Raw genomic sequence first — 19,913 nt, 5'->3', positions numbered from 1 at the left:
TTACATTTAATAAATAGGCTAAAAAGAGGGAGTATATCATAAAAAGCGAACAAACCTGTTTTCTGAAAATCAGAATTCTGTTTTGTTCGCTTTCTTTATATTTGTAATTAAACTCCTATCTCCCCTTTTTCATGATGTATTTTCGTACAGGTGTTTCAACCATTTGAACGATTTCAAATCCTTCTTTTTGATAAAGGTGCTGGGCTGCTTGATTTGCTTCGAAGACATTTAGAGAAATACTGTCTATGTCTCCATTTTCAAAGGCCAAACTAACAAATTTCCTGAAAACCTGGCTACCTAAGCCCTGCCCCTGTTTCTCGGGATTGATAAAAAATCTTCCAATATGAAGATTCCTGCCTTCTAGCCTGATTTTCTGGATAAGTCCCACAAACTCTTGTCCATCAAAGATTGAAAAGATTCCTTCCAACTCTTGCAAAACTTGAATTGTCAAGGGAAAAGGAATCATTGTTCCCATCCATTGTTCTTGAAAGGATTTGCCAAGAGAGTTGGACCATTTGCATACGAGCTGAGCGTTTTCTGTACTCACCTTTTCTTCAAAACGAATTATCATCTTTGCCTCACCATCTTATCTATGTTTCTCCATTATACTACTTCTCCCATTTTTTACGAATAGATAAGTATGATTGATTTTTATTTTTTTCTTGTTGGGAGCATTCTCGCTTCCTTTCTTGGTTTGGTCATTGACCGCTTTCCAGAGCAATCTATTATCTTTCCAGCTAGTCATTGTGATTCCTGTCAGACTCGCTTGCGGCCCTTAGATTTGATTCCGATTCTCTCGCAGGTTTTTAATCGCTTTCGCTGTCGCTACTGCAAGGCTACTTATCCTGTCTGGTATGCCCTTTTTGAACTAGGCTTAGGGCTCCTATTTCTGTCCTGGTCTTGGAGCTTTCTTTCCTTGGGTCAAGTCATCCTAATCACTGCTGGTTTGACCTTGGGCATCTACGACTTTCGCCATCAGGAATATCCCTTACTGGTCTGGATGACTTTTCATATAATCCTAATGGCCTGCTCTGGCTGGAATCTAGTCATGGTCTTCTTCCTTGTACTTGGAATTGTGGCTCATTTTATCGATATCCGCATGGGCGCAGGGGATTTTCTCTTTTTAGCTTCTTGTGCTATCGTCTTTAGCGCAACAGAATTACTGATCTTGATTCAGTTTGCTTCGGCGACGGGCATCCTAGCCTTTCTCCTGCAAAAGAAAAAGGAAAGACTTCCTTTTGTGCCTTTCCTCTTACTCGCTACTTGTGTGATTATTTTTGGTAAGCTACTGCTTGTTTGATAAAGTCCTCAATTGGCTCTCCTTGGTGGAGAGCTTTTACGATTTTCGAACCGACAATCACGCCATCTGACACCGCATTGAAGCGTTCTACATCGGCTTGACTAGACACACCAAAACCTGTCAAGACTGGGATGTCAGCCACTTGATGCAATTGCGCCAAGTGCTTGTCCAAGTCTGCACGGTAATTGCCGGATTTCCCTGTCACCCCATTGATGGCAACCGCATAGACGAATCCTTCTGCCCCATCAATCAACTCTTTCTGGCGCTCAAGTCCTGTTGTCAAACTAACTAGGGGTATCAAGGCCATGTCTGTATCTGCCAAAAATGGTTCTACAAAGTTGGCATGCTCATGAGGAAGGTCTGGAATAATCAAACCCTTAACCCCTGTATCAGCCAAATCTTTGACAAAGTTCTCAACACCGTACTGAAAGAGGGGATTAAAGTAGGTCATAATGACAAGTGGAACTTCTGTTTGAATGGTTTTCAAGGTTTTAACCAAAGCCTGGGTAGAAGTTTCGTGAGCTAGACTACGCAAGCCTGCTTCTTCGATCACAGGTCCATCTGCAACAGGGTCTGAAAAGGGAATGCCCACTTCAATTGCAGAGACACCCAAATCTTCTAAAAAGTGGATTGTTTCAGCTAAACCATCCAAACCTTTCTCATGGTCTCCAGCCATGATATAGGGCACGAAAATTCCTTTTCCAGCTGCTTTTATAGCATTCAATTTTTCTGTTAGTGTCTTAGGCATGAGCTTCTCCCTTCTTTGCTGCATCTGCTTCCAAGCGGTCTTTGACTTGAACCACATCCTTGTCCCCACGACCTGATAGACAGACAATCATGGACTTGTCTGGGCCAAGTTCTTTGGCCAATTTCACCGCAAAAGCGATAGCGTGGCTAGATTCCAAGGCCGGAATAATCCCTTCCACACGAGACAAGAGTTGGAATCCTTCCAAGGCTTCTTCGTCTGTCACAGGAACATAGCTGGCACGTTTAATATCGTGGTAGTGAGAATGTTCTGGACCGATACCAGGATAGTCCAAACCTGCTGAGATAGAGAAGGCTTCAAGAATTTGACCATGGGCATCTTGGAGCACATCCATGAGAGAACCGTGAAGAACACCCGGACGACCCTTGGTCAAGGTAGCTGCGTGGTGCTCTGTATCCACACCAAGTCCTGCTGCTTCAGCCCCATACATAGCTACAGACTCATCTTCTACAAATGGATGGAAGAGCCCGATAGCATTAGAACCACCGCCAACACAGGCTACTAAAGCATCTGGCAGATCTTGTCCTGTCAAGTCACGGTACTGTTGTTTAGCTTCTCGACCAATAACGCTTTGGAAGTCACGAACAATTTCTGGGAATGGATGAGGACCCAAGGCAGAACCAAGGATATAGTGGGTATCATCGATATTAGCTACCCATGAACGAAGGGCTGCATTGACCGCATCCTTGAGCACGCGCGAACCGTCTGTCACTGCCTCAACCTTAGCTCCCAAAAGCTCCATACGGAAGACATTGAGGGCTTGGCGTTTGACATCTTCCTCACCCATGTAAATAGTACATTCCATGTTAAAGAGGGCCGCAGCTGTTGCAGTTGCTACACCGTGCTGACCAGCACCTGTTTCAGCGATAATTTTCTTTTTGCCCATGCGTTTGGCAAGCAAAACTTGTCCTAAGGCATTGTTAATCTTGTGGGCTCCTGTATGGTTGAGGTCTTCACGTTTAAGATAAATCTTGGCTCCGCCGATATGCTGGGTCAAGTTTTTTGCGTAGTAAAGGGGAGTTTCACGTCCTACGTACTGACGTAAGAGCTGGTTTAATTCCTCTTGGAAACTTGGGTCTGCCTGACTTTCCCGGTAGGCTTTCTCCAACTCCAAAACTGCTGTCATCAATGTTTCTGGGACGAAACGTCCGCCGAATTTTCCGTAAAATCCATCTTTATTTGGTTCTTGATATGCCATTCTTTACCCTCTCTATAAATCTTCTAATCTTTTCATGATCTTTTTGTCCATCTGTCTCCACTCCGCTCGATACATCTACTGCATAGGGAGTAAATTGTTGAATTGCTTTTGCTACATTGTCTTCGTCAAGCCCACCTGCGATGAAAAATGGCTGAGCTAGTTTTGTCGTATCCAGTTGGCCCCAGTCAAAGGTCTGGCCACTCCCAGCCACAGGGGCATCAAAGAGGAGATAGTCTGCCTGAGAATTGGGCACATGACCCTCTCCATCCACCTGTACCGCCTGAATGCTGGCACAAGGCAAATTTTCAAACAAATCATCTGCCACCTGGCCGTGAACTTGAACTAAGTCCAAGCCAACTTTGTCAATCGCTTCTAGCAGTTCTGCCCGACTTGGTGAAACAAATACACCAACCTTTTTGACATCTGCAGGAATAAGCTTTGCCAACTCAGCAGCCTGATCCAAGGTCACCTGTCTTTTACTAGGTGCAAAGACAAAACCGATGTAGTCGGCTCCTGCTGATACAGCTGTTTCCACCGCTTCTTTGGTCGATAGTCCACAAATCTTAACCTTTGTCAATCTGCAACTCCTTGATTCTCTGGGCCACATCTTCTGCCTGCATAAGAGCTGTCCCAACTAAAATTCCATTAAAGTATGGTGCTACTCGTTCCGCATCCTGCCCTGTGAAAATAGCAGATTCAGAAATGTACAAGCAATCATCTTTGAAATGTTTAGCCAAATCTACACTGGTCTGCAAGTCAACTTCAAAGGTGGTCAAATTGCGGTTATTAACCCCAATAATCTGAGCACCAAGTCTGTGAGCCACTTCTAGTTCAGTTAGATTGTGAGTCTCCACCAAGACTTCCAGACCAAGCTCTGTCGCATAGTCATAAAGTTCCTTGAGGCGTTCTTCTGACAAGGCAGCCACAATGAGCAAGATGACTGTCGCACCGGCATTGCGAGCGCGGATGATTTGCTTTTCATCGATGATAAAGTCCTTGTTCAGCGTTGGAATCTGTACCTGACTGGAAATCTCCCGTAGATAATCCAAATGACCTTTAAAGAAAACTTCATCTGTCAAAACCGAAATCATTACTGCGCCATTCGCTTCATAAGTCTGGGCCTGTTGCACAATATCTAAATCGAGGTTGATATCTCCCAGACTAGGGCTAGCCTTCTTGACTTCAGCGATTACCTGCAAGCGATCCTGATGATTTTTCAAAAATTCTGCCAAGCGATAGGTCTGGCGCAAGGGCTGGATTTGCTCCAGCTCCATCTGCTCAACCTCACGCGCCTTCTGCTCCAAGATTCGTGCTAAAAATTCCTGACTCATTTTTGGTACTCCTGTAACAGTCTGAGTTTTTCAAGGGCCTTGCCACTAGCAATGACTTGACGGGCTAAGGCAACTCCTTCCTTGATACTAGCTACCTTACCATTAGCATAGAAACCAAGACCAGCATTCAAGACTGTCGTTTCCAAGAATGGACTTGGTTCGTTCTTAAGAACGCTGAGCAAAATTTCTGCATTTTCCTGAGCATTGCCTCCACGAATGTCTTCGATAGCGTAGCATTCCATTCCCAAATCCTCTGGAGTAAAGCTTGACAAGCTGATTTCGCCATTTTCAAGAAGTGCAATCTTGGTTGTTCCATTCAAACCAGCTTCATCCAATCCCTCTGGCCCAGCAACCACGATAGCACGTTTACGACCCATATTTTTCAAAACCTGAGCTGTACTTTCTAGCAATTCTGGACGACTAATTCCAAGAAGCTGTGTTTCCAAAGCCATTGGATGAATCAGTGGACCAGTCAAGTTCATAATCGTTGGGATTCCCAATTCCAAACGAGCTGGCATGATGTATTTCATAGCTGGATGCATATTTTTAGCAAAGAGAAAGACGATGCCAGTTTTATCAAAGACCTTACCTAGTTCAGCTGGTTTGAGGTCTAGATTAATGCCCAAGGCTTCGAGAACGTCTGCAGAACCAGATTTAGAAGAAATCGAGCGGTTACCGTGCTTGGCCATGTGAACACCACCACCAGCCAAGACAAAGGCTGCAGTTGTGGAGATGTTAAAGCTGAAAGACTTGTCCCCACCTGTACCACAGTTGTCCATGGCGTCATGAATCTCAGTTGGAATATGTTGGGCATGCCCTCTCATGACTTGGGCAATGGCTGTGCGTTCTTCAGGTGTTTCCCCCTTCATCTTAAGAGCTAAGAGGAGAGAAGCAATCTGCGCCTCCGTTACACGCCCAGTTACGATACGCTCAATGACATCCGTCATTTCCACACCTGATAAATTTTCAAATTTTGCTAGTTTTTCAATAATCTCTTTCATCCTAGTTTCCTCACTTTACAACATTCTCGATAAAATTCCGAATAGAAGACAAGCCATCTGGCGTTCCAATGCTCTCTGGATGATACTGGAAACCATAAATCGGTAGGTTTTTATGTTGAATCCCCATAATGGCCTGATCATCAGTCGAACGAGCTGTCACTTCAAACTCTTCTGGCATTTCTTCAATTAAAATACTGTGATAACGCATGACCGCACGGCCATCCTCGATGCCTTGATACAAAACGGATGGCGCTTCAAAGCTGATATTGCTTTGTTTCCCATGCATGACTTTTGGAGCCAAACCTAACTTACCACCAAAGACTTCTGCAATGGCTTGGTGGCCCAAACAAATCCCAAGAATCGGCTTCTTGCCAGCAAAATCACGAATCATGTCTTCCATCTTTCCAGCATCAACTGGCCAACCAGGACCAGGAGAAAAGACCAGACCATCTGCTTTTTCAGCTTCTTCATACAGATTGGGATCATCATTTCTCAAAACCTGAACTTCTGCAAAATTCCCAATGTATTGGGCCAAGTTATAGGTAAAAGAATCATAGTTGTCAATCAATAAAATCATGGTCTTAGTTCTCCAATTCTAGTCATAGATTTTGCTTTGTTAATGGTTTCTTGGTATTCGTTTTGGGCGATGGAGTCGTAGACAATCCCTGCCCCAGCCTGCACATAGGCTGTTTGATTTTTTAGAATCATGGTTCGGATGGCAATGGCGAAATCCATATCACCCGTCGCAGACAAGTAGCCAATTGCTCCTGCGTATACACCCCGTTTTTCTGTTTCCAGTTCATAGATGCGTCTCATCGCTCGAATCTTTGGTGCTCCTGAAACTGTTCCAGCTGGAAGTGTTGATTTCAAGGCATCCATGGCAGTGAGTTCTGGAAGCAAACGCCCCTTGACCACACTGGTCAAATGCATGACATAGCGGAAGAGCTCCACTTCCATATACTTAGTGACTTGGACACTGGCCGTTTCAGAGATGCGACCAATATCATTACGACCCAAGTCTACTAACATTCGATGCTCTGCTGTTTCCTTCTCATCCGAAAGCAGGTCTGTCGCCAAATCCTTGTCTTCTTCATCCGTAGCGCCTCTTGGTCGTGTCCCGGCAATCGGATTGGTTGTCACGATGCCATTTTTAACTGAAACTAAACTTTCTGGACTGGCGCCGATGATTTGATAATCCCCAAAGTCATAGAAATAGAGGTAATTGGATGGATTGGTCACGCGGAGATTTCTGTAGAAGTCAAATGGATTTCCAGTAACTTCTGCTGAGAAGCGCTGGCTGAGTACACATTGGAACATATCCCCGTTACGAATCAAGTCACGAGCTGTTTCCACCATTTCCTCAAACTTCTGAGGAGCGATATGCGGTTTGAAGTCCAGTGGAGATAGATCCAAGTCTTCAAATTCATTTGGAGCAGGAATGCGTAATTCCTCAAGCACTTGGTTCAAGGCTTCTTCCAAGTCTTCTTGGCTACGCTCACTATAAAGAGCATCCTCGATGACATGGATTTTTTCCTTCTTGTGGTCAAAGACCATGTAACTCTCATAGACGAAGAAATGCATGTCTGGCGTTCCAATAGTATCTTCAGGAATTTGACCAATTTCTTCATAAAGCGAAATCATATCGTAACCAACAAAACCAATTGCCCCACCACCAAAAGGTAGCTCTGAATGATGCTGGCTCTTATGAGTCACTTGATAAAGGAAATCCAAGGGATCCTGATCAATCACTTTCCCATTTTGATAAAGGACCCCACTTTCAAACTTAATCTCAAAGACTGGATTATAGGCTAAGATAGAAAAACGAGCTGTTTCCTTGTCTCTCGGAATACTCTCTAAAATAACCTTGTGTTGCCCCTTTAGGCGCATATAAGCCAAGATTGGTGATAAGACATCTCCATGAATGATTCGTTCCATTGTAATTTCCCTTTCAGTTCTACTTCTAGTCCGTGGTGACTGTATGAAAAATCCCCACACAAAATAACTTGCGTGAGGACGAAATTCGCGGTGCCACCTCAATTATAGGATTTCTCCTATCTCTCATTCCTGTCTCAGAAACCTCCTGTAACAGGCTGTGCGATAAAGGGCACTCCCTTGAGAATTATGTTTTCTTCTCTCGTTTCAGATGGACCCAACCTTACAGCTTTCTCTGCTTGTTTCCAGCAACCACAAGCTCTCTGTGAGAGAAAAGACTGTAATTTTTCCATCTATTATTTTTTAGCTTCTAGGTAGTCTGCAATCGCAGCTACGTCCTTGTCTCCACGACCAGAGACATTGATGATGATAATGTCGTCTTTACTTAGTTTCGGTGCACGTTTAACTGCTTCTGCGATAGCGTGCGAACTTTCAATCGCTGGGATAATTCCTTCAGTCTTGCTGAGAAGGAGGAGAGCCTGAACAGCTTCTTCATCCGTCGCAGCCACATATTCCACGCGACCTGAATCTTTGAAGTAGGCGTGTTCTGGGCCAACCCCTGGATAGTCCAATCCAGCTGAGATAGAGTAAACTGGAGCCAACTCTCCATCTTCCTTAAAGACTGCATAAGTCTTCATGCCGTCGACAATTCCGATACTACCTTTTGTCATAGTAGCTGCGTGCTTGTCTGTGTCAAGTCCGTGACCAGCAGCTTCGACCCCAACCAATTTAACTTCTTCATCAGCCACATACTGAGAAAATGCACCAATAGCATTAGAACCACCACCTACACAAGCAATGACATAGTCTGGTAAGCGTCCTTCTTTTTCTAAGATTTGACGGCGAGATTCTTCACTGATGACTTTTTGGAACTCATGAACAATGGTTGGATATGGGTGAGGTCCCACAGCAGATCCCAGAACATAAAAGGCTTCAAGGTCATTCATCCATGCTCCAAAGGCTGCATCAACCGCCTCCTTAAGAGTTCGTGTTCCCGTTTCAACTGCATGAACAGTTGCTCCCATCATCTCCATACGGAAAACATTGAGACGTTGACGTTCCACATCTTCTGCCCCCATGTAGACGTCACAGGCCATACCAAACTTGGCTGCAGCCGCTGCTGTCGCAACACCGTGCTGACCAGCTCCTGTTTCCGCGATCACTCGTTTTTTGCCCATACGTTTGGCAAGAAGAATTTGTCCTAAAACATTGTTAAGCTTGTGAGAACCAAGGTGGTTAAGGTCTTCGCGCTTGAGATAAATCTTAGCACCACCTAGGTGCTCTGTCAAACTTTCTGCAAAATAGAGCGGTGTTTCGCGACCTGAATAGTCCTTCAAGTAATGGCGAAATTCTGCCAAAAATTCTGGATCATCCTTGTACTTTTCAAATGTCACTTCCAACTCATCCAACAAAGCCTGAATCGGCTCCGGTACAAAACTACCACCAAATTGTCCAAAATAACCTTTAGTTGTCATAAAATTTTCCTCTTTCTGTATTTATTCGACTTTTTGTTTGCTTTTAGTAGTAGGCAAGGAGCTGTAGATAGAACTCAAGTTCATCAAAGCGACTTAACGCCCTAATAAAAGATAAACAAAACGACGGATAGAAAAAAGCCCACACACAGAATTAAATTCCATGTGAGGGCGTTGGTAACGCGGTGCCACCTCAATTATAAAGGGAGTATTCCCCTTTACATCTCTGCCTTGTCTAACAACAAGTTGCACTGTAAGGTGTGCGCACCGAATTTTCATTGTTTCAAATTCATTTTTAAAATCAGCCCACTTTCACTACTCCCAACCACCTATTCACAATCACCACAGGCTCCCTGAAGATTAAAAATAGTTACTTTTCTGATTTGTTGAACTTATTTTAATACTTTGTTTTTTCTTTGTCAAGACTTTTTTACGATTTTTTTGAAAGATGTGTGATTCGAATGTGATAATGTCTTTAGTAAATCGAACGTGAAAATGTCCCACTTGTTAGAAATTGGATCCAACTCAATAGAAACTGAATAGATGCTAAACAGAACTTACTTTAGAACACTCCATCTTTTCCATTAGGATTTTCAAGAATTAAACAATACTAGAAACTCTGTCTCCTAACAAGTTTAGTAGAAACTTCAACAGATGTGACACTTTCCCCCTTTATAATTGCTAATACCCCTTCAATCATTTCTTGAGCTAATTTAACATAATTAGGAGAAATTGTAGATAAAGCAGGAGTGTAATACTGTGAAATTGGAATATTATCAAATCCAACAACGGATATATTATCCGGAATCGCTATTCCTTTTTCGTAACACGCACGAATTAGTCCCTGAACTTTTTCATCGCCTGAAACAAATATAATATCTGGATAATTTCCAAAAGACAAATCATTCACAGCAAAGGAATAAACTGACTCTATTGTAGTTAAACCATAAACTACCTTCAAATCCATAGAATAATTATTATCCTTTAAAAAAGTTCTCACTCCTCTCTCTCGATCCTTATTTACATAAGACTCACCTCCCATAAGTAACCACATATCTTTAAAATTCTTTTCCAAAACTACTTTCATCATATCATAAGTAGCTTGAAAGTTATTGTTAGATACGTAAACTACTCCAGGTGTTTGAGACTCTCCAAAGACAATGAAAGGCATATTATTTTTCTTTAAATATTGGATTCGAATATCATTCTCCCCCTCATAAAAGACAATCACTCCATCTACAAGGCTACCAATACTTGAAATAATTGAATTACTAATCGAATCTTCCTCTCCAAAATATTCAACAATAGCATTTACTCCAAATTGTCTACAAGTTTGTAAAACTTTATCTAAAAGTGTTTGAAACCAGATTAAAGGAAAAGAATCAATCTTCTTCACAGATATTAAAATATTCGTGGTTTCTTTCTTCGTTAAATTCTGAGCATAGGCATTTGGAATATAGGATAACTCATCGATGACTTTTTTTATGGCATTATAAGTCTCAGGTTTTACTCTATTCCCTCCATTTATTACACGTGAAACTGTCTTTGGAGAAAAACCAGACAAACGTGCAATATCATATATCGTTACCTTTTTCCCTTTTTCCATTAAAATACTCCTGTCATAAACCTTCACTATAACTATACAATATTTAAATTATTTTAACAAGAAAATTACATTCTAATCTTTTAATCTAGTTTACATCTGGAGGAAATACTTCACTAAATCTACATTAACTTTCAGTACTAGTAACATAAATTTTACAATTCAATTCACTGTTTTGTACTATTTTGTAAACTGCATTACAAATCACCGTATAAGAAAATACACTACCTGAAAATTCCAAGGAATCATTTTCAGTAAATCCTTCTGTATTTAGAAATGTATTCATTATCTGTTCAATATAACACTCTAATATGGGAACAGCTTTCTCCTTAACAATAACATTTCTAAGCATTTCTTCAAATGGTAAATGACAAGCGAACACCATCTCACAAACATCATAAAATGAATGGAAGTGGTATACCTGTATGAGATTATAGTCATCAAAATAAGTTATTTTTCCTGCATCAAAATCCACTTTATATACTCTCAAATTAGTTAGATCCTTTTCTTCAAAAATTATTATGGACACCTCTAAAAACTACCGATTTTCTATTTTTATTGCTCAGAAAACGTTGATACATCAATGTTTAAAAGTATTGAAATTGAGTTTTTAGATGTGCCCTTATATTTCTTATTATTTAAAGAAAACAAAAGGACTAGAATAATCCGTCCCTTTGTTTATCCCTAGATTAGCTGATTTCCTCAACATAAATCACACCAACAATATTAGCAATTTCTTCCATTAGTTTAAGGTGCTCAAATCTACCTGATAATTCCAGAGTAATAAATGACGCGATTTTTTTGTCTGGAACATCAAAATATTCAATTCTTTCTGAATTAACATCTCCAAATGCAGTTCTAGAATCAGTCATTCTAATGCCATTCTCAGCACAGTATACTAGTACCCGATTATATGCCTCTGTAGATCTAACAACGATATACAATTCGATTATCTTTGAACGACTTTGAAGATATTTTTTTAAAGGTTGGAACATAGTTATAACACTCCAAACAGACATTGCTCCTAGTATGGCTCCTTCATAAAAACCAACACCAATAGCTAGACCGATTCCAGCTGAAGCCCATATTCCGGCTGCAGTTGTTAAACCAGTTATTTTCTTTTTATCTGTAATAAGTATTGTTCCAGCCCCAAGAAAACCAACACCTGATATAACCTGCGCACCTAAGCGTGTAGGATCTCCTGTACCAAATTTATAAGATACATACTCATTAGTCATCATAATTAAACATGCAGCCAGACAAACAATACTATGTGTACGAATACCTGCTGGTTGAGATTTACTTCCTCTCTCTAAACCAATTACACCACCAATAACTAATGAAAGTACAATTCTTAATACAATTTCGATATATGATAGTCCTAAGCTTGTTGCTTGCATTATTATTTCCTTTTTCTACTAACTGGTCTCTGAGTAAAGTATAAAACAGAACCAGAAATTATCATTAATACAATAGTATAAACGAATACAAGTGCTTGAGCATTTGAAGTTGCTGTTTCATCACCTGCTGAACGAATAGTTATACCCAGTGGTTGAGCTAATGGATGGTAAAGAAATACAGATAAGTCGAAGTCAGTTAATAAAGAGTTAAAGTTTAAAGCAATAACAGAGAGAACAACCGGTAAAATAAATGGAATGATAACCTTCATCATAGTATAAAAAGGTGAAGCACCCATACTTCTTGCTGCATCTTCCATCTCATCATCAACACTAAATAAAATAGCACGTACCATTCTATAAGAAAATGGGATTTTTACAACTATATATGCAATAAGTAGAATTACCAAACTACCTACCAAAATCTGATTCAAGACAAGAAATTGTGGCTGATTAAAAGTAAATAATAAACTTACTGCTAAAAGTGTACTTGGTAGTAACCAAGGAAGTAGAGCACCATATTCAAATAAGAAATCAAAACGAGATTTATGTTTTCTGACAACACGAGCAAATACAACTGCGAGAATTGTTGCTGTTGTCGCAGCAATAATAGAATAAATAAAGCTGACCAAGAATGGAGAGAATGCCGCACTATTACTAAAGAATAAGCGATAATTTTCTAAAGTAAAGTTTGATAATGTTAAGTTACCTGTTTGAATTGCAACTGGATCTGTAAATGAGTATAATACTATAAAAATTAGTGGAAGCATGAAAACTGTGAACAATCCATATGCTACAATGTGAGCAATGATATTCCAAGGCTTAGACGCAATTTTTTGTTTTTTAAGAGGCGCTTTAGTCTTAGAGATAGAAATATAATTTCCACCTTTTTCTATCTTGTTCATGATAGTAAGCAAAATTGTAGTTGCAATACCTAAAATAATTGCAAGTAGAGCAGCTAAATCACGAGAATTCCCCATCCCTGCAAATGTAATAATCATTGGATTTATAGTTTGAAATTCTTTACCACCAACAATCATGGGTGCTGCTACTGCAGATAAACCACTAAGAAAAACCATGATAGTAAGTGCAAATAGAGTTGGAATTAAGGTTGGTAACACTACTTTTCGGAAAACAGTAAATGGTTTTGCTCCCATATTTCGAGCAGCCTCAATAGTGTGATAGTCAACGCTTCGAATTGTATTTGTTAAAAACAATGTATGATTAGCAGTTCCTGAAAATGTCATAATGAATAAGACTGCACCATACCCAATAAACCAGTTAGGGTCTAAAGAAGGGATAATATTTTGTAAAAATTTTGTAATCAATCCATAAGGACCATAGACAAATTTATATCCAGTCGCTAAAACCACTCCTCCATAAATTAAAGAGGTCATATAACCTAATTTTAAAATTTTAGCACCTTTAATATCAAAGTATTCTGTAAATAGAACACAAAGAATACCTACGATATTAACTGTAATAATGAGTGAAAATGCCAACTTAAAACTGTTCATAATACTCTGAAGTGCCCTTTGAGATTTTAGAACACGATGTACAGCATCAAGGGAAAATTCTCCTCCTTTTACAAATACATTCACTACTAGATCAAAGTTTGGATAAATAATAAATGTTACTAAGAACCAGATTAACCCTAAACGAATAAGCCAATCTTTTAAATTTAATTTATGACGCATACTGCACCTCCTTAAAATTGCAGAACGTCTGATGGTGTGATAAATAATTCCACACTTTCTCCGACAGATCTAATAGCAGCCTGACTATCAATACTTGTTACATTAAGAATCTGACTTTCAGAAACTTTTATTGTATAGTGAATTGTAACTCCAGAAAACTCAACATCAATAATTGTCCCTTTTAGAATGAAATCTTGTTCAGTTTCACGATTGAATCGAACTTTCTCTAATCGAATGTATCCTTTTTTATCTTCTAAGAAAACGCTTGCATTTTTCAGTAATACTTCGTGGACTGTTTCATCGGTCAAAACATTAATATCTCCAATAAAATCACATACAAATTCAGTTTGAGAATTATGATAAATTTCTACTGGTGTACCGACCTGTTCGATGAATCCATTGTTAAAGACTGCAATTCTATCAGATAAAGTCAAGGCTTCCTCTTGATCATGAGTAACATATAAAGTAGTAATACCTAACTCTTTTTGAAGTCTTTTCAACTCTTTTCTCAAATCTACACGTAATTTTGCGTCAAGGTTTGACAATGGTTCATCTAGACAAAGAATTTTAGGTTCAAGAACCAGAGCACGAGCCAATGCTACCCTTTGTTGTTGACCCCCAGATAATTCTGATACATTACGCTGTAACTGTTGATCAGAGATCTTAATTTTTGCTGCTACTGCTGATACTTTAGCTTTAATAACATCTGGAGCTACCTTCTTAACTTTTAAACCAAATGCAATATTATCAAAAACAGTCATAGTTGGAAATAGCGCATAAGATTGAAATACAATACCAATTCCACGCTTTTCAGGTTCCAAATGAGTGACATCTGTTCCATTAACTTCAATACTTCCTGATGATGGATCTAGAAAACCTACCAATGCTCTCAAAGTAGTTGATTTACCACATCCTGAAGGCCCAAGAAATGTAAAAAATTCCCCTTCATGTATATCTAAATTCAGATTATCAATTGCAACAAAATCACCATATTTAATTTGAATATTATCAAATTTAATCATCTCACTAACTCCCTCTATTACTAAACCAAAAGCCTCTCTTTATTTCTTCCATAAATTTAGAAATAATAGAGAGACTTGGACATAAAAATTAACTCTTATTTCTTATTGTACGTATTCTAATTCAGCTTTTTCTACCCATTCATCCAAATGCTTTCCAACAGCTTCCCAGTCAATATTTTGTGGTTTCACTTGATCCACAAATTTTTTCGTATCTTCAGGTAACTCTGTTAGCGCATCTTTATTTGCAGGAATAGATCCAAAGTTCTTACTATATTCTACTTGAATTTCTGTTTGACCAAACCAATCAATAAATTCTTTAGCTAACGCTTGTTTTTTACTAGTGCTTAAAACCATAGTTTGTTCAGTTACAAATGGTACACCAATCTCAGGAGTCATAACTTTGAAAACAACATTTTGTTCTTTTTGTCCAACTAATGCACCAGAACCCCACATCATTCCATATTGTATTGGATCTTCTTTGTCTAACATCTTAACAATTGAACTTTCTCCCTTTTGAAGAGTGTATGCATTTTTCAGATATTCTTTTGCTGCTTCCCAACCTTTTTCAGAAACACCTAATTCACCTTTATCATCAAGGTATCGAACTAAGATACTTGCTAGAATTGCCCGTCCTGTTCCACCTGAGAGCCCAGAAATTGAATATTTACCTTTATACTTACTACCTAATTCAGTCCAATCTTTAGGCATTTCTTTTACATCAGGCGCTCCAATTAAAACTAATGGTTGAACAATCACAGGATTATAATAATTATCTTTATCTGATAAAGATTGATCAATTTTATCTAACCATTTAGGCTTGTACTGTACTAGTAATTTTTGATCTCTAATTTTATTTGAATCAACAGCACCAATTCCAAATACCATATCTGCAACTGCATTATTCTTCTCAGCAATAACACGGTCTGCTAATTGAGCGCCAGGGATATCAACCATTTTGATATTAAAACCAGCTTCTTTTGCTTTAGCAGTTAACCAATCACCACGACCATTTGAGACTGAGTTCGAATAGATTACTAGTTCTTGACTTTTATCAGCTTTTTCTTCAGATGAAGAAGCAGTCGTAGAATTTGAACCTCCAGAGCAAGCAGCAAGTGTAGTAAGAGCAACTCCCGTTGCAAGTACAGTAGACCAAACTTTCATTTTTTTCATGATAAGTTCTCCTTTTTTATTATTTTATTTAAATTTTTCGTGATATGGAACAAATTGTCTCATATCTTCAAATACAGTATAGTCAATACGGTTTACAGTAATAGTTGGAATCTTCTCTAATAAAATTTCAGTTAATTCCGCTCTAACTTTAGTAAACTCTTCTTCCTCCTCTTCGGTTAGAGGAATCCGAAGATACCCAATTGAAATATGGAATTGATATCTATCATGATTAGGGAAACGAACACCTGCTTTTTCTGAGACATAAGTACGAATTTCTTCTAATCTCTTAGCAGAAGCTTCATCTGCAGGTTCAACTAGTATGTTTTGTTTTCCCATTTCCGTTACACGCATAAGAATTTCTTCATTTAACAATGGAAAAATTTCAAGTTGTTTAGCAAAGTAATCATGTATTTCCTGTAAAGGTGTATCAAGAGGAAGATTACTGCTCCAAAACTCCGTTTCACGATTTTCATGGCACAACAATTCAATTACAGTCATGTGAATAGAATTCCTTGGAGTTAAAGTAAACTTATCGATAAATGGTAATTCTCTATAACGTGATTGAATAATATCAACAACTTCCATCAAATCTTGTTTAGTATAAAGATTTGCTACAACAGTATTTCCTGGAAAATGATTAAATTCTCCATTTTCTTTGAACTTAATTTTTGTTAGGTTTTTCATATAAAGACCCTCTTTTTTATATTTAACACCGGTGTCATCCATGCTTATATTATATAACGAAACCGTTTACTTTGTCAAGCGCTTTCAAAAATTTTTTTAAAAAAATTTATCTTTCATTAAATATGCATTTCATTAAAAGGTTAAGTAATTTTTCCAAAATACAGCACTCATATAGACAGTATCATCAATTATAGCCATTGGGATTTTTTGATTGCCAATTCCATGTATCTCTACACATGTCTTCAATCGATTTTGTTGTCCTCCAATTTAATTCCTTATATGCTTTGTCTGCATTTGCATAACAAGTTGCAACGTCTCCTGAACGTCTTGGAACTATTTTATAAGGAATAGGGATCTTATTAACACTTTCAAATGTATTTACTAGTTGTAATACACTAGTTCCTTCTCCCGAGCCTAGGTTATAGATATAAACATCTGTTTTTTCAGATACTTTTTCTAAAGCTTTTATATGTCCTATTGCTAAATCTACTACATGGATATAATCGCGCACACCAGTACCGTCAAGCGTATCATAATCATTTCCGAACACACTTAGTTCTGACAGCTTACCTACCGCTACTTGTGCAATATAGGGCATCAAGTTGTTAGGAATTCCTGAGGGATCTTCCCCAATCAAACCAGACTCATGAGCACCAATTGGATTGAAATAACGAAGCAACGCAATACTCCATTCTGAATCTGCCACATGAACATCTTTTAAAATTTGCTCAAGCATCACTTTCGTATACCCATAAGGATTTGTCGCACTTGTTTGCATAGTCTCAATTAGAGGTGACTGATTGTTAATTCCATATACAGTCGCACTTGAAGAAAAGACAATCTTTTTAACATTAAATTCTGACATCACTTCAACAAGTGCCAATGTACTCATAATATTATTTTTGTAGTACATCACAGGTTTTTGCACGGATTCTCCGACAGCTTTATAACCTGCAAAATGAATTGCAGCATCAATCGATTCTTGTTCAAATACCTTTCTCAATGCTTGTTTATCACAAACATCTAATTCGTAAAACACGGGACGTATTCCTGTAATTGCTTCAATACGGTCTAGCACCAAGATGCTAGAGTTCGAAAGGTTGTCGACAATGATGACTTCCTTTCCTAAATTTAGTAATTCTACTACGGTATGGCTACCAATATAACCAGCTCCGCCTGTTACCAATATTGCCATTTGGGTTTCCTCCTAATTAATTCCAACCGACTTAACAAATCTCATAAACGCTTCATGCCCAGACGGTGTATTCTTATAAACTCCTGCATCTTCCAGAACTCTCGCAAACACTTGTCCTGCTTCGTGTTGAACTACGCTATTAACCTCTTCTTTATTAATGCGAGGATATTTTTCTTTCAATTGGTCGGCCCATTCTAAATGATAATCCGCAATTGCGTTTTCCTCTCCTAAAAGATATTTTCCAACTTCTTCTAACTCTGGTTTCAAACGAGGTGGTAATATCGCAAGTCCCATCACTTCGATTAATCCGATATTTTCCTTTTTAATATGTTGTACATCTTGATGAGGATGGAAAACACCATCTGGGTATTGTTCAGTAGTATGATTATCTCTTAGAACAATATCTAATTCATATCTCCCGTCCACTTTACGAGCAATAGGAGTCACCGTATGGTGTGGAACATCTTCAGTCATAGCAATGATGTCTACTTCTAAATCTGAATATTCTCTCCACTTATTTAGAATTTTAGTAGCTAAATCTAACAAGCGATTTTTATTTTCACTTTGTAACCTAATTACTGACATTGGCCATTTTACAACACCAGCATTAACATCCTCAAAGTCTTTAAAACGAAATTCACTCTCAAATTTTGCTTTTTCCATTGGGAAAATATGTTTCCCTCCCTGGTAGTGGTTATGACTAAGAATGGAGCCTCCTGAGATAGGAAGATCAGAATTTGAACCAGCAAAATATCCTGGCAAAATATCAACAATCTCCAATAATTGTTCAAATGTTTTAGAGGTAATAGCCATTGGTACATGTTGACTATTCAAAAATATCGCATGCTCATTAAAGTATGAGTAAGGAGAATACTGGAATCCCCATACTTCGTCACCAAGTTTCATCCGAATAATTCTATGATTCGAACGTGCTGGATAATTTATTCGCCCCTGATATCCTTCATTTTCCATACATAGTAAACATTTGGGATAATTAGTGGCTTTTACTAATTTTTCAGCAGCAATTGTTTTTGGATCTTTTTCGGGTTTTGACAAATTTATCGTAATCTCTAGCTCTCCGTATTTAGTTGATGCTCGAAACTCAATATTCTTAGCAATAGCAGAAGTTTTAATATAATCACTATCTTTACTTAACTTATAAAACTCTTCAACTGCTTCTTGAGGTGATATATCATATGAACTCCAAAAAATATCATTTAATCGACTAGGTAAAGGAACTATGAAATTCATTAACTCTGCTCCTAAACATTCCTTTTCCTCAATTAAATCTTTAATTTTACCGTTTTTTAAGGCGATTTCCACTAAGTAATCTTTTATTTGTTTCAGGTCATTTTCATCGGAAATGCGATCAGTTCCCTCCTCACCTATTAACGCTAGTACCCTATTTTTCACATATATTTTGTCAATTTCATTATACATTCCGTATTCAATTACTCTATCAACAAAATTATCAATAATTGTTTTCATATATTTTTCTTTCTAATTTATGTTCCCATATTTTCTATACATTATCCATTTATAAATTGATTGCGTAGTATGAGCAATTTTATCAAGGTGATGAATAATATCCAAAGCACCAATTACTTCAGAAACATTCCCATCATCTTCAAATATGTAATTCATTATTTTCTTTTCAATATTTATACTAAGCTCTTCTATCTCATTCTGTTTTTGTATAACAACCATATCTAAACATCCAAATTGTTCCTCTCTATAACAAGATATAGCCCTATTCATATGCAGTCCGATAACTTCATGAAGTATTTTTATTTCTGAAATAATTTTCTTCAAAATTTCATTATTTTGAATAATCTGTAGATTTTTTAAAATTTCAACAATTCTATCCCCAATACGTTCAATGTCAGTTGATATTTTTATTACACTAATAATTCTTCTTAAGTCATATGAAACAGGATGTTGTAAACAAATTAACTCATATCCTTTTTTATCAACATTTAGAACTGACTCATTTATGATTAAATCTTCTTTAATCAATTCTATTCGTTCTTCATTTGATAAATATTCAAATAACTTCTCGTATTTATCAAGCACAGATACCCAAATGGTCTCTAAATTATTTGATAATTCTATAATTTCATTTTCTAAATATAACCTTAACATTTA

Annotated in this window: 19 protein-coding genes and 1 other annotated feature; of the genes, 1 reads left to right on the top strand and 18 read right to left on the bottom strand. The window is 38.0% G+C overall.

Annotated features, from left to right (window positions below; translation table 11 throughout):
• Window positions 1-115: 115 nt before the first annotated feature.
• The gene (locus OVN23_RS04950; RefSeq protein ID WP_173233217.1) at window positions 116-571 is read right to left on the bottom strand and encodes a GNAT family N-acetyltransferase; all 456 of its coding nucleotides are present in this window, start codon (window positions 569-571) and stop codon (window positions 116-118) included.
• 69 nt (window positions 572-640) lie between these two features.
• Here OVN23_RS04950 and OVN23_RS04945 point away from each other — a divergent pair, with 69 nt between their 5' ends.
• Window positions 641-1,300, top strand: coding sequence for a prepilin peptidase (locus OVN23_RS04945; RefSeq protein ID WP_173213100.1), 660 nt, complete (start codon window positions 641-643; stop codon window positions 1,298-1,300).
• On the opposite strand, the gene trpA is transcribed toward OVN23_RS04945, so the two are convergent.
• The 17 genes from trpA to OVN23_RS04860 all read right to left on the bottom strand — a co-directional run bounded on the left by trpA (window position 1,272) and on the right by OVN23_RS04860 (window position 19,910).
• The gene (gene trpA, locus OVN23_RS04940) at window positions 1,272-2,048 is read right to left on the bottom strand and encodes a tryptophan synthase subunit alpha (RefSeq protein WP_164226073.1); all 777 of its coding nucleotides are present in this window, start codon (window positions 2,046-2,048) and stop codon (window positions 1,272-1,274) included. The two genes, OVN23_RS04945 and trpA, sit on opposite strands and share 29 nt — an antisense overlap.
• Complete coding sequence (gene trpB, locus OVN23_RS04935; RefSeq protein ID WP_000331265.1) at window positions 2,041-3,264, bottom strand: tryptophan synthase subunit beta; 1,224 nt, start codon at window positions 3,262-3,264, stop codon at window positions 2,041-2,043. Before trpB (OVN23_RS04935) ends, trpA begins: the two co-directional genes overlap by 8 nt.
• Window positions 3,242-3,841, bottom strand: coding sequence for a phosphoribosylanthranilate isomerase (locus OVN23_RS04930; RefSeq protein ID WP_267240716.1), 600 nt, complete (start codon window positions 3,839-3,841; stop codon window positions 3,242-3,244). Before OVN23_RS04930 ends, trpB (OVN23_RS04935) begins: the two co-directional genes overlap by 23 nt.
• Entirely contained in the window at window positions 3,828-4,595 is a 768-nt protein-coding gene (gene trpC / locus OVN23_RS04925; protein WP_267240715.1) for an indole-3-glycerol phosphate synthase TrpC, read from the bottom strand. Before trpC ends, OVN23_RS04930 begins: the two co-directional genes overlap by 14 nt.
• Window positions 4,592-5,596, bottom strand: a complete 1,005-nt coding sequence (gene trpD / locus OVN23_RS04920) for an anthranilate phosphoribosyltransferase (RefSeq protein ID WP_267240714.1) — start codon at window positions 5,594-5,596, stop codon at window positions 4,592-4,594. The genes trpC and trpD overlap by 4 nt, the downstream gene beginning before the upstream one ends.
• A gap of 10 nt (window positions 5,597-5,606) precedes the next feature.
• Window positions 5,607-6,173 carry an aminodeoxychorismate/anthranilate synthase component II gene (locus OVN23_RS04915; RefSeq protein WP_267240713.1) on the bottom strand — a complete coding sequence of 189 codons (567 nt, stop codon included), beginning with the start codon at window positions 6,171-6,173 and terminating at the stop codon, window positions 5,607-5,609.
• Window positions 6,170-7,531: an anthranilate synthase component I gene (gene trpE / locus OVN23_RS04910; protein ID WP_267240712.1), complete on the bottom strand. Its 1,362-nt coding sequence runs from the start codon at window positions 7,529-7,531 to the stop codon at window positions 6,170-6,172. The genes OVN23_RS04915 and trpE overlap by 4 nt, the downstream gene beginning before the upstream one ends.
• Before the next feature lie 71 nt (window positions 7,532-7,602).
• Window positions 7,603-7,834, bottom strand: a binding site (T-box leader).
• The gene (gene trpB, locus OVN23_RS04905; protein WP_267240711.1) at window positions 7,825-9,003 is read right to left on the bottom strand and encodes a tryptophan synthase subunit beta; all 1,179 of its coding nucleotides are present in this window, start codon (window positions 9,001-9,003) and stop codon (window positions 7,825-7,827) included. Its footprint overlaps the feature before it by 10 nt.
• Before the next feature lie 607 nt (window positions 9,004-9,610).
• A complete protein-coding gene (locus tag OVN23_RS04900; RefSeq protein WP_000410752.1) occupies window positions 9,611-10,606 on the bottom strand; it encodes a LacI family DNA-binding transcriptional regulator in 996 nt (331 codons plus the stop codon).
• A gap of 686 nt (window positions 10,607-11,292) precedes the next feature.
• The gene (locus tag OVN23_RS04895) at window positions 11,293-12,003 is read right to left on the bottom strand and encodes an MgtC/SapB family protein (RefSeq protein ID WP_001149044.1); all 711 of its coding nucleotides are present in this window, start codon (window positions 12,001-12,003) and stop codon (window positions 11,293-11,295) included.
• 2 nt (window positions 12,004-12,005) lie between these two features.
• Window positions 12,006-13,697, bottom strand: coding sequence for an ABC transporter permease (locus tag OVN23_RS04890; protein WP_138707339.1), 1,692 nt, complete (start codon window positions 13,695-13,697; stop codon window positions 12,006-12,008).
• Window positions 13,698-13,708: 11 nt separating this feature from the next.
• Complete coding sequence (locus tag OVN23_RS04885) at window positions 13,709-14,719, bottom strand: ABC transporter ATP-binding protein (protein WP_000589134.1); 1,011 nt, start codon at window positions 14,717-14,719, stop codon at window positions 13,709-13,711.
• A 102-nt stretch (window positions 14,720-14,821) separates the two neighbouring features.
• The gene (locus OVN23_RS04880) at window positions 14,822-15,889 is read right to left on the bottom strand and encodes an extracellular solute-binding protein (protein ID WP_000738380.1); all 1,068 of its coding nucleotides are present in this window, start codon (window positions 15,887-15,889) and stop codon (window positions 14,822-14,824) included.
• A gap of 24 nt (window positions 15,890-15,913) precedes the next feature.
• The gene (locus OVN23_RS04875; RefSeq protein ID WP_050206829.1) at window positions 15,914-16,573 is read right to left on the bottom strand and encodes a DUF1868 domain-containing protein; all 660 of its coding nucleotides are present in this window, start codon (window positions 16,571-16,573) and stop codon (window positions 15,914-15,916) included.
• 184 nt (window positions 16,574-16,757) lie between these two features.
• Entirely contained in the window at window positions 16,758-17,768 is a 1,011-nt protein-coding gene (gene galE, locus OVN23_RS04870) for a UDP-glucose 4-epimerase GalE (RefSeq protein WP_000996560.1), read from the bottom strand.
• A 12-nt stretch (window positions 17,769-17,780) separates the two neighbouring features.
• A complete protein-coding gene (gene galT, locus OVN23_RS04865; RefSeq protein WP_267240710.1) occupies window positions 17,781-19,256 on the bottom strand; it encodes a UDP-glucose--hexose-1-phosphate uridylyltransferase in 1,476 nt (491 codons plus the stop codon).
• 12 nt (window positions 19,257-19,268) lie between these two features.
• Window positions 19,269-19,910, bottom strand: coding sequence for a phosphate signaling complex PhoU family protein (locus tag OVN23_RS04860; protein ID WP_000945323.1), 642 nt, complete (start codon window positions 19,908-19,910; stop codon window positions 19,269-19,271).
• Window positions 19,911-19,913: the final 3 nt, after the last annotated feature.

It is taken from the genome of Streptococcus sp. Marseille-Q6488 (genome assembly GCF_946902925.1).
Taxonomy (GTDB): domain Bacteria; phylum Bacillota; class Bacilli; order Lactobacillales; family Streptococcaceae; genus Streptococcus.
Note: the sequence above shows the minus strand (reverse complement) of the source record. Positions and strands in the feature narration are given on the sequence as shown.

Excerpts from the sequence above, each read along its gene's own strand:
- trpA (WP_164226073.1), bottom strand. The coding sequence starts at position 2,048 with ATGCCTAAGACACTAACAGAAAAATTGAATGCTATAAAAGCAGCTGGA.
- trpB (WP_000331265.1), bottom strand. The coding sequence starts at position 3,264 with ATGGCATATCAAGAACCAAATAAAGATGGATTTTACGGAAAATTCGGC.
- trpD (WP_267240714.1), bottom strand. The coding sequence starts at position 5,596 with ATGAAAGAGATTATTGAAAAACTAGCAAAATTTGAAAATTTATCAGGT.
- OVN23_RS04950 (WP_173233217.1), bottom strand. The coding sequence starts at position 571 with ATGATAATTCGTTTTGAAGAAAAGGTGAGTACAGAAAACGCTCAGCTC.
- OVN23_RS04885 (WP_000589134.1), bottom strand. The coding sequence starts at position 14,719 with ATGATTAAATTTGATAATATTCAAATTAAATATGGTGATTTTGTTGCA.
- OVN23_RS04880 (WP_000738380.1), bottom strand. The coding sequence starts at position 15,889 with ATGAAAAAAATGAAAGTTTGGTCTACTGTACTTGCAACGGGAGTTGCT.
- OVN23_RS04895 (WP_001149044.1), bottom strand. The coding sequence starts at position 12,003 with ATGCAAGCAACAAGCTTAGGACTATCATATATCGAAATTGTATTAAGA.
- OVN23_RS04890 (WP_138707339.1), bottom strand. The coding sequence starts at position 13,697 with ATGCGTCATAAATTAAATTTAAAAGATTGGCTTATTCGTTTAGGGTTA.
- OVN23_RS04915 (WP_267240713.1), bottom strand. The coding sequence starts at position 6,173 with ATGATTTTATTGATTGACAACTATGATTCTTTTACCTATAACTTGGCC.
- OVN23_RS04875 (WP_050206829.1), bottom strand. The coding sequence starts at position 16,573 with ATGAAAAACCTAACAAAAATTAAGTTCAAAGAAAATGGAGAATTTAAT.
- galT (WP_267240710.1), bottom strand. The coding sequence starts at position 19,256 with ATGAAAACAATTATTGATAATTTTGTTGATAGAGTAATTGAATACGGA.
- galE (WP_000996560.1), bottom strand. The coding sequence starts at position 17,768 with ATGGCAATATTGGTAACAGGCGGAGCTGGTTATATTGGTAGCCATACC.
- OVN23_RS04900 (WP_000410752.1), bottom strand. The coding sequence starts at position 10,606 with ATGGAAAAAGGGAAAAAGGTAACGATATATGATATTGCACGTTTGTCT.
- OVN23_RS04860 (WP_000945323.1), bottom strand. The coding sequence starts at position 19,910 with ATGTTAAGGTTATATTTAGAAAATGAAATTATAGAATTATCAAATAAT.
- trpB (WP_267240711.1), bottom strand. The coding sequence starts at position 9,003 with ATGACAACTAAAGGTTATTTTGGACAATTTGGTGGTAGTTTTGTACCG.
- trpC (WP_267240715.1), bottom strand. The coding sequence starts at position 4,595 with ATGAGTCAGGAATTTTTAGCACGAATCTTGGAGCAGAAGGCGCGTGAG.
- trpE (WP_267240712.1), bottom strand. The coding sequence starts at position 7,531 with ATGGAACGAATCATTCATGGAGATGTCTTATCACCAATCTTGGCTTAT.
- OVN23_RS04945 (WP_173213100.1), top strand. The coding sequence starts at position 641 with ATGATTGATTTTTATTTTTTTCTTGTTGGGAGCATTCTCGCTTCCTTT.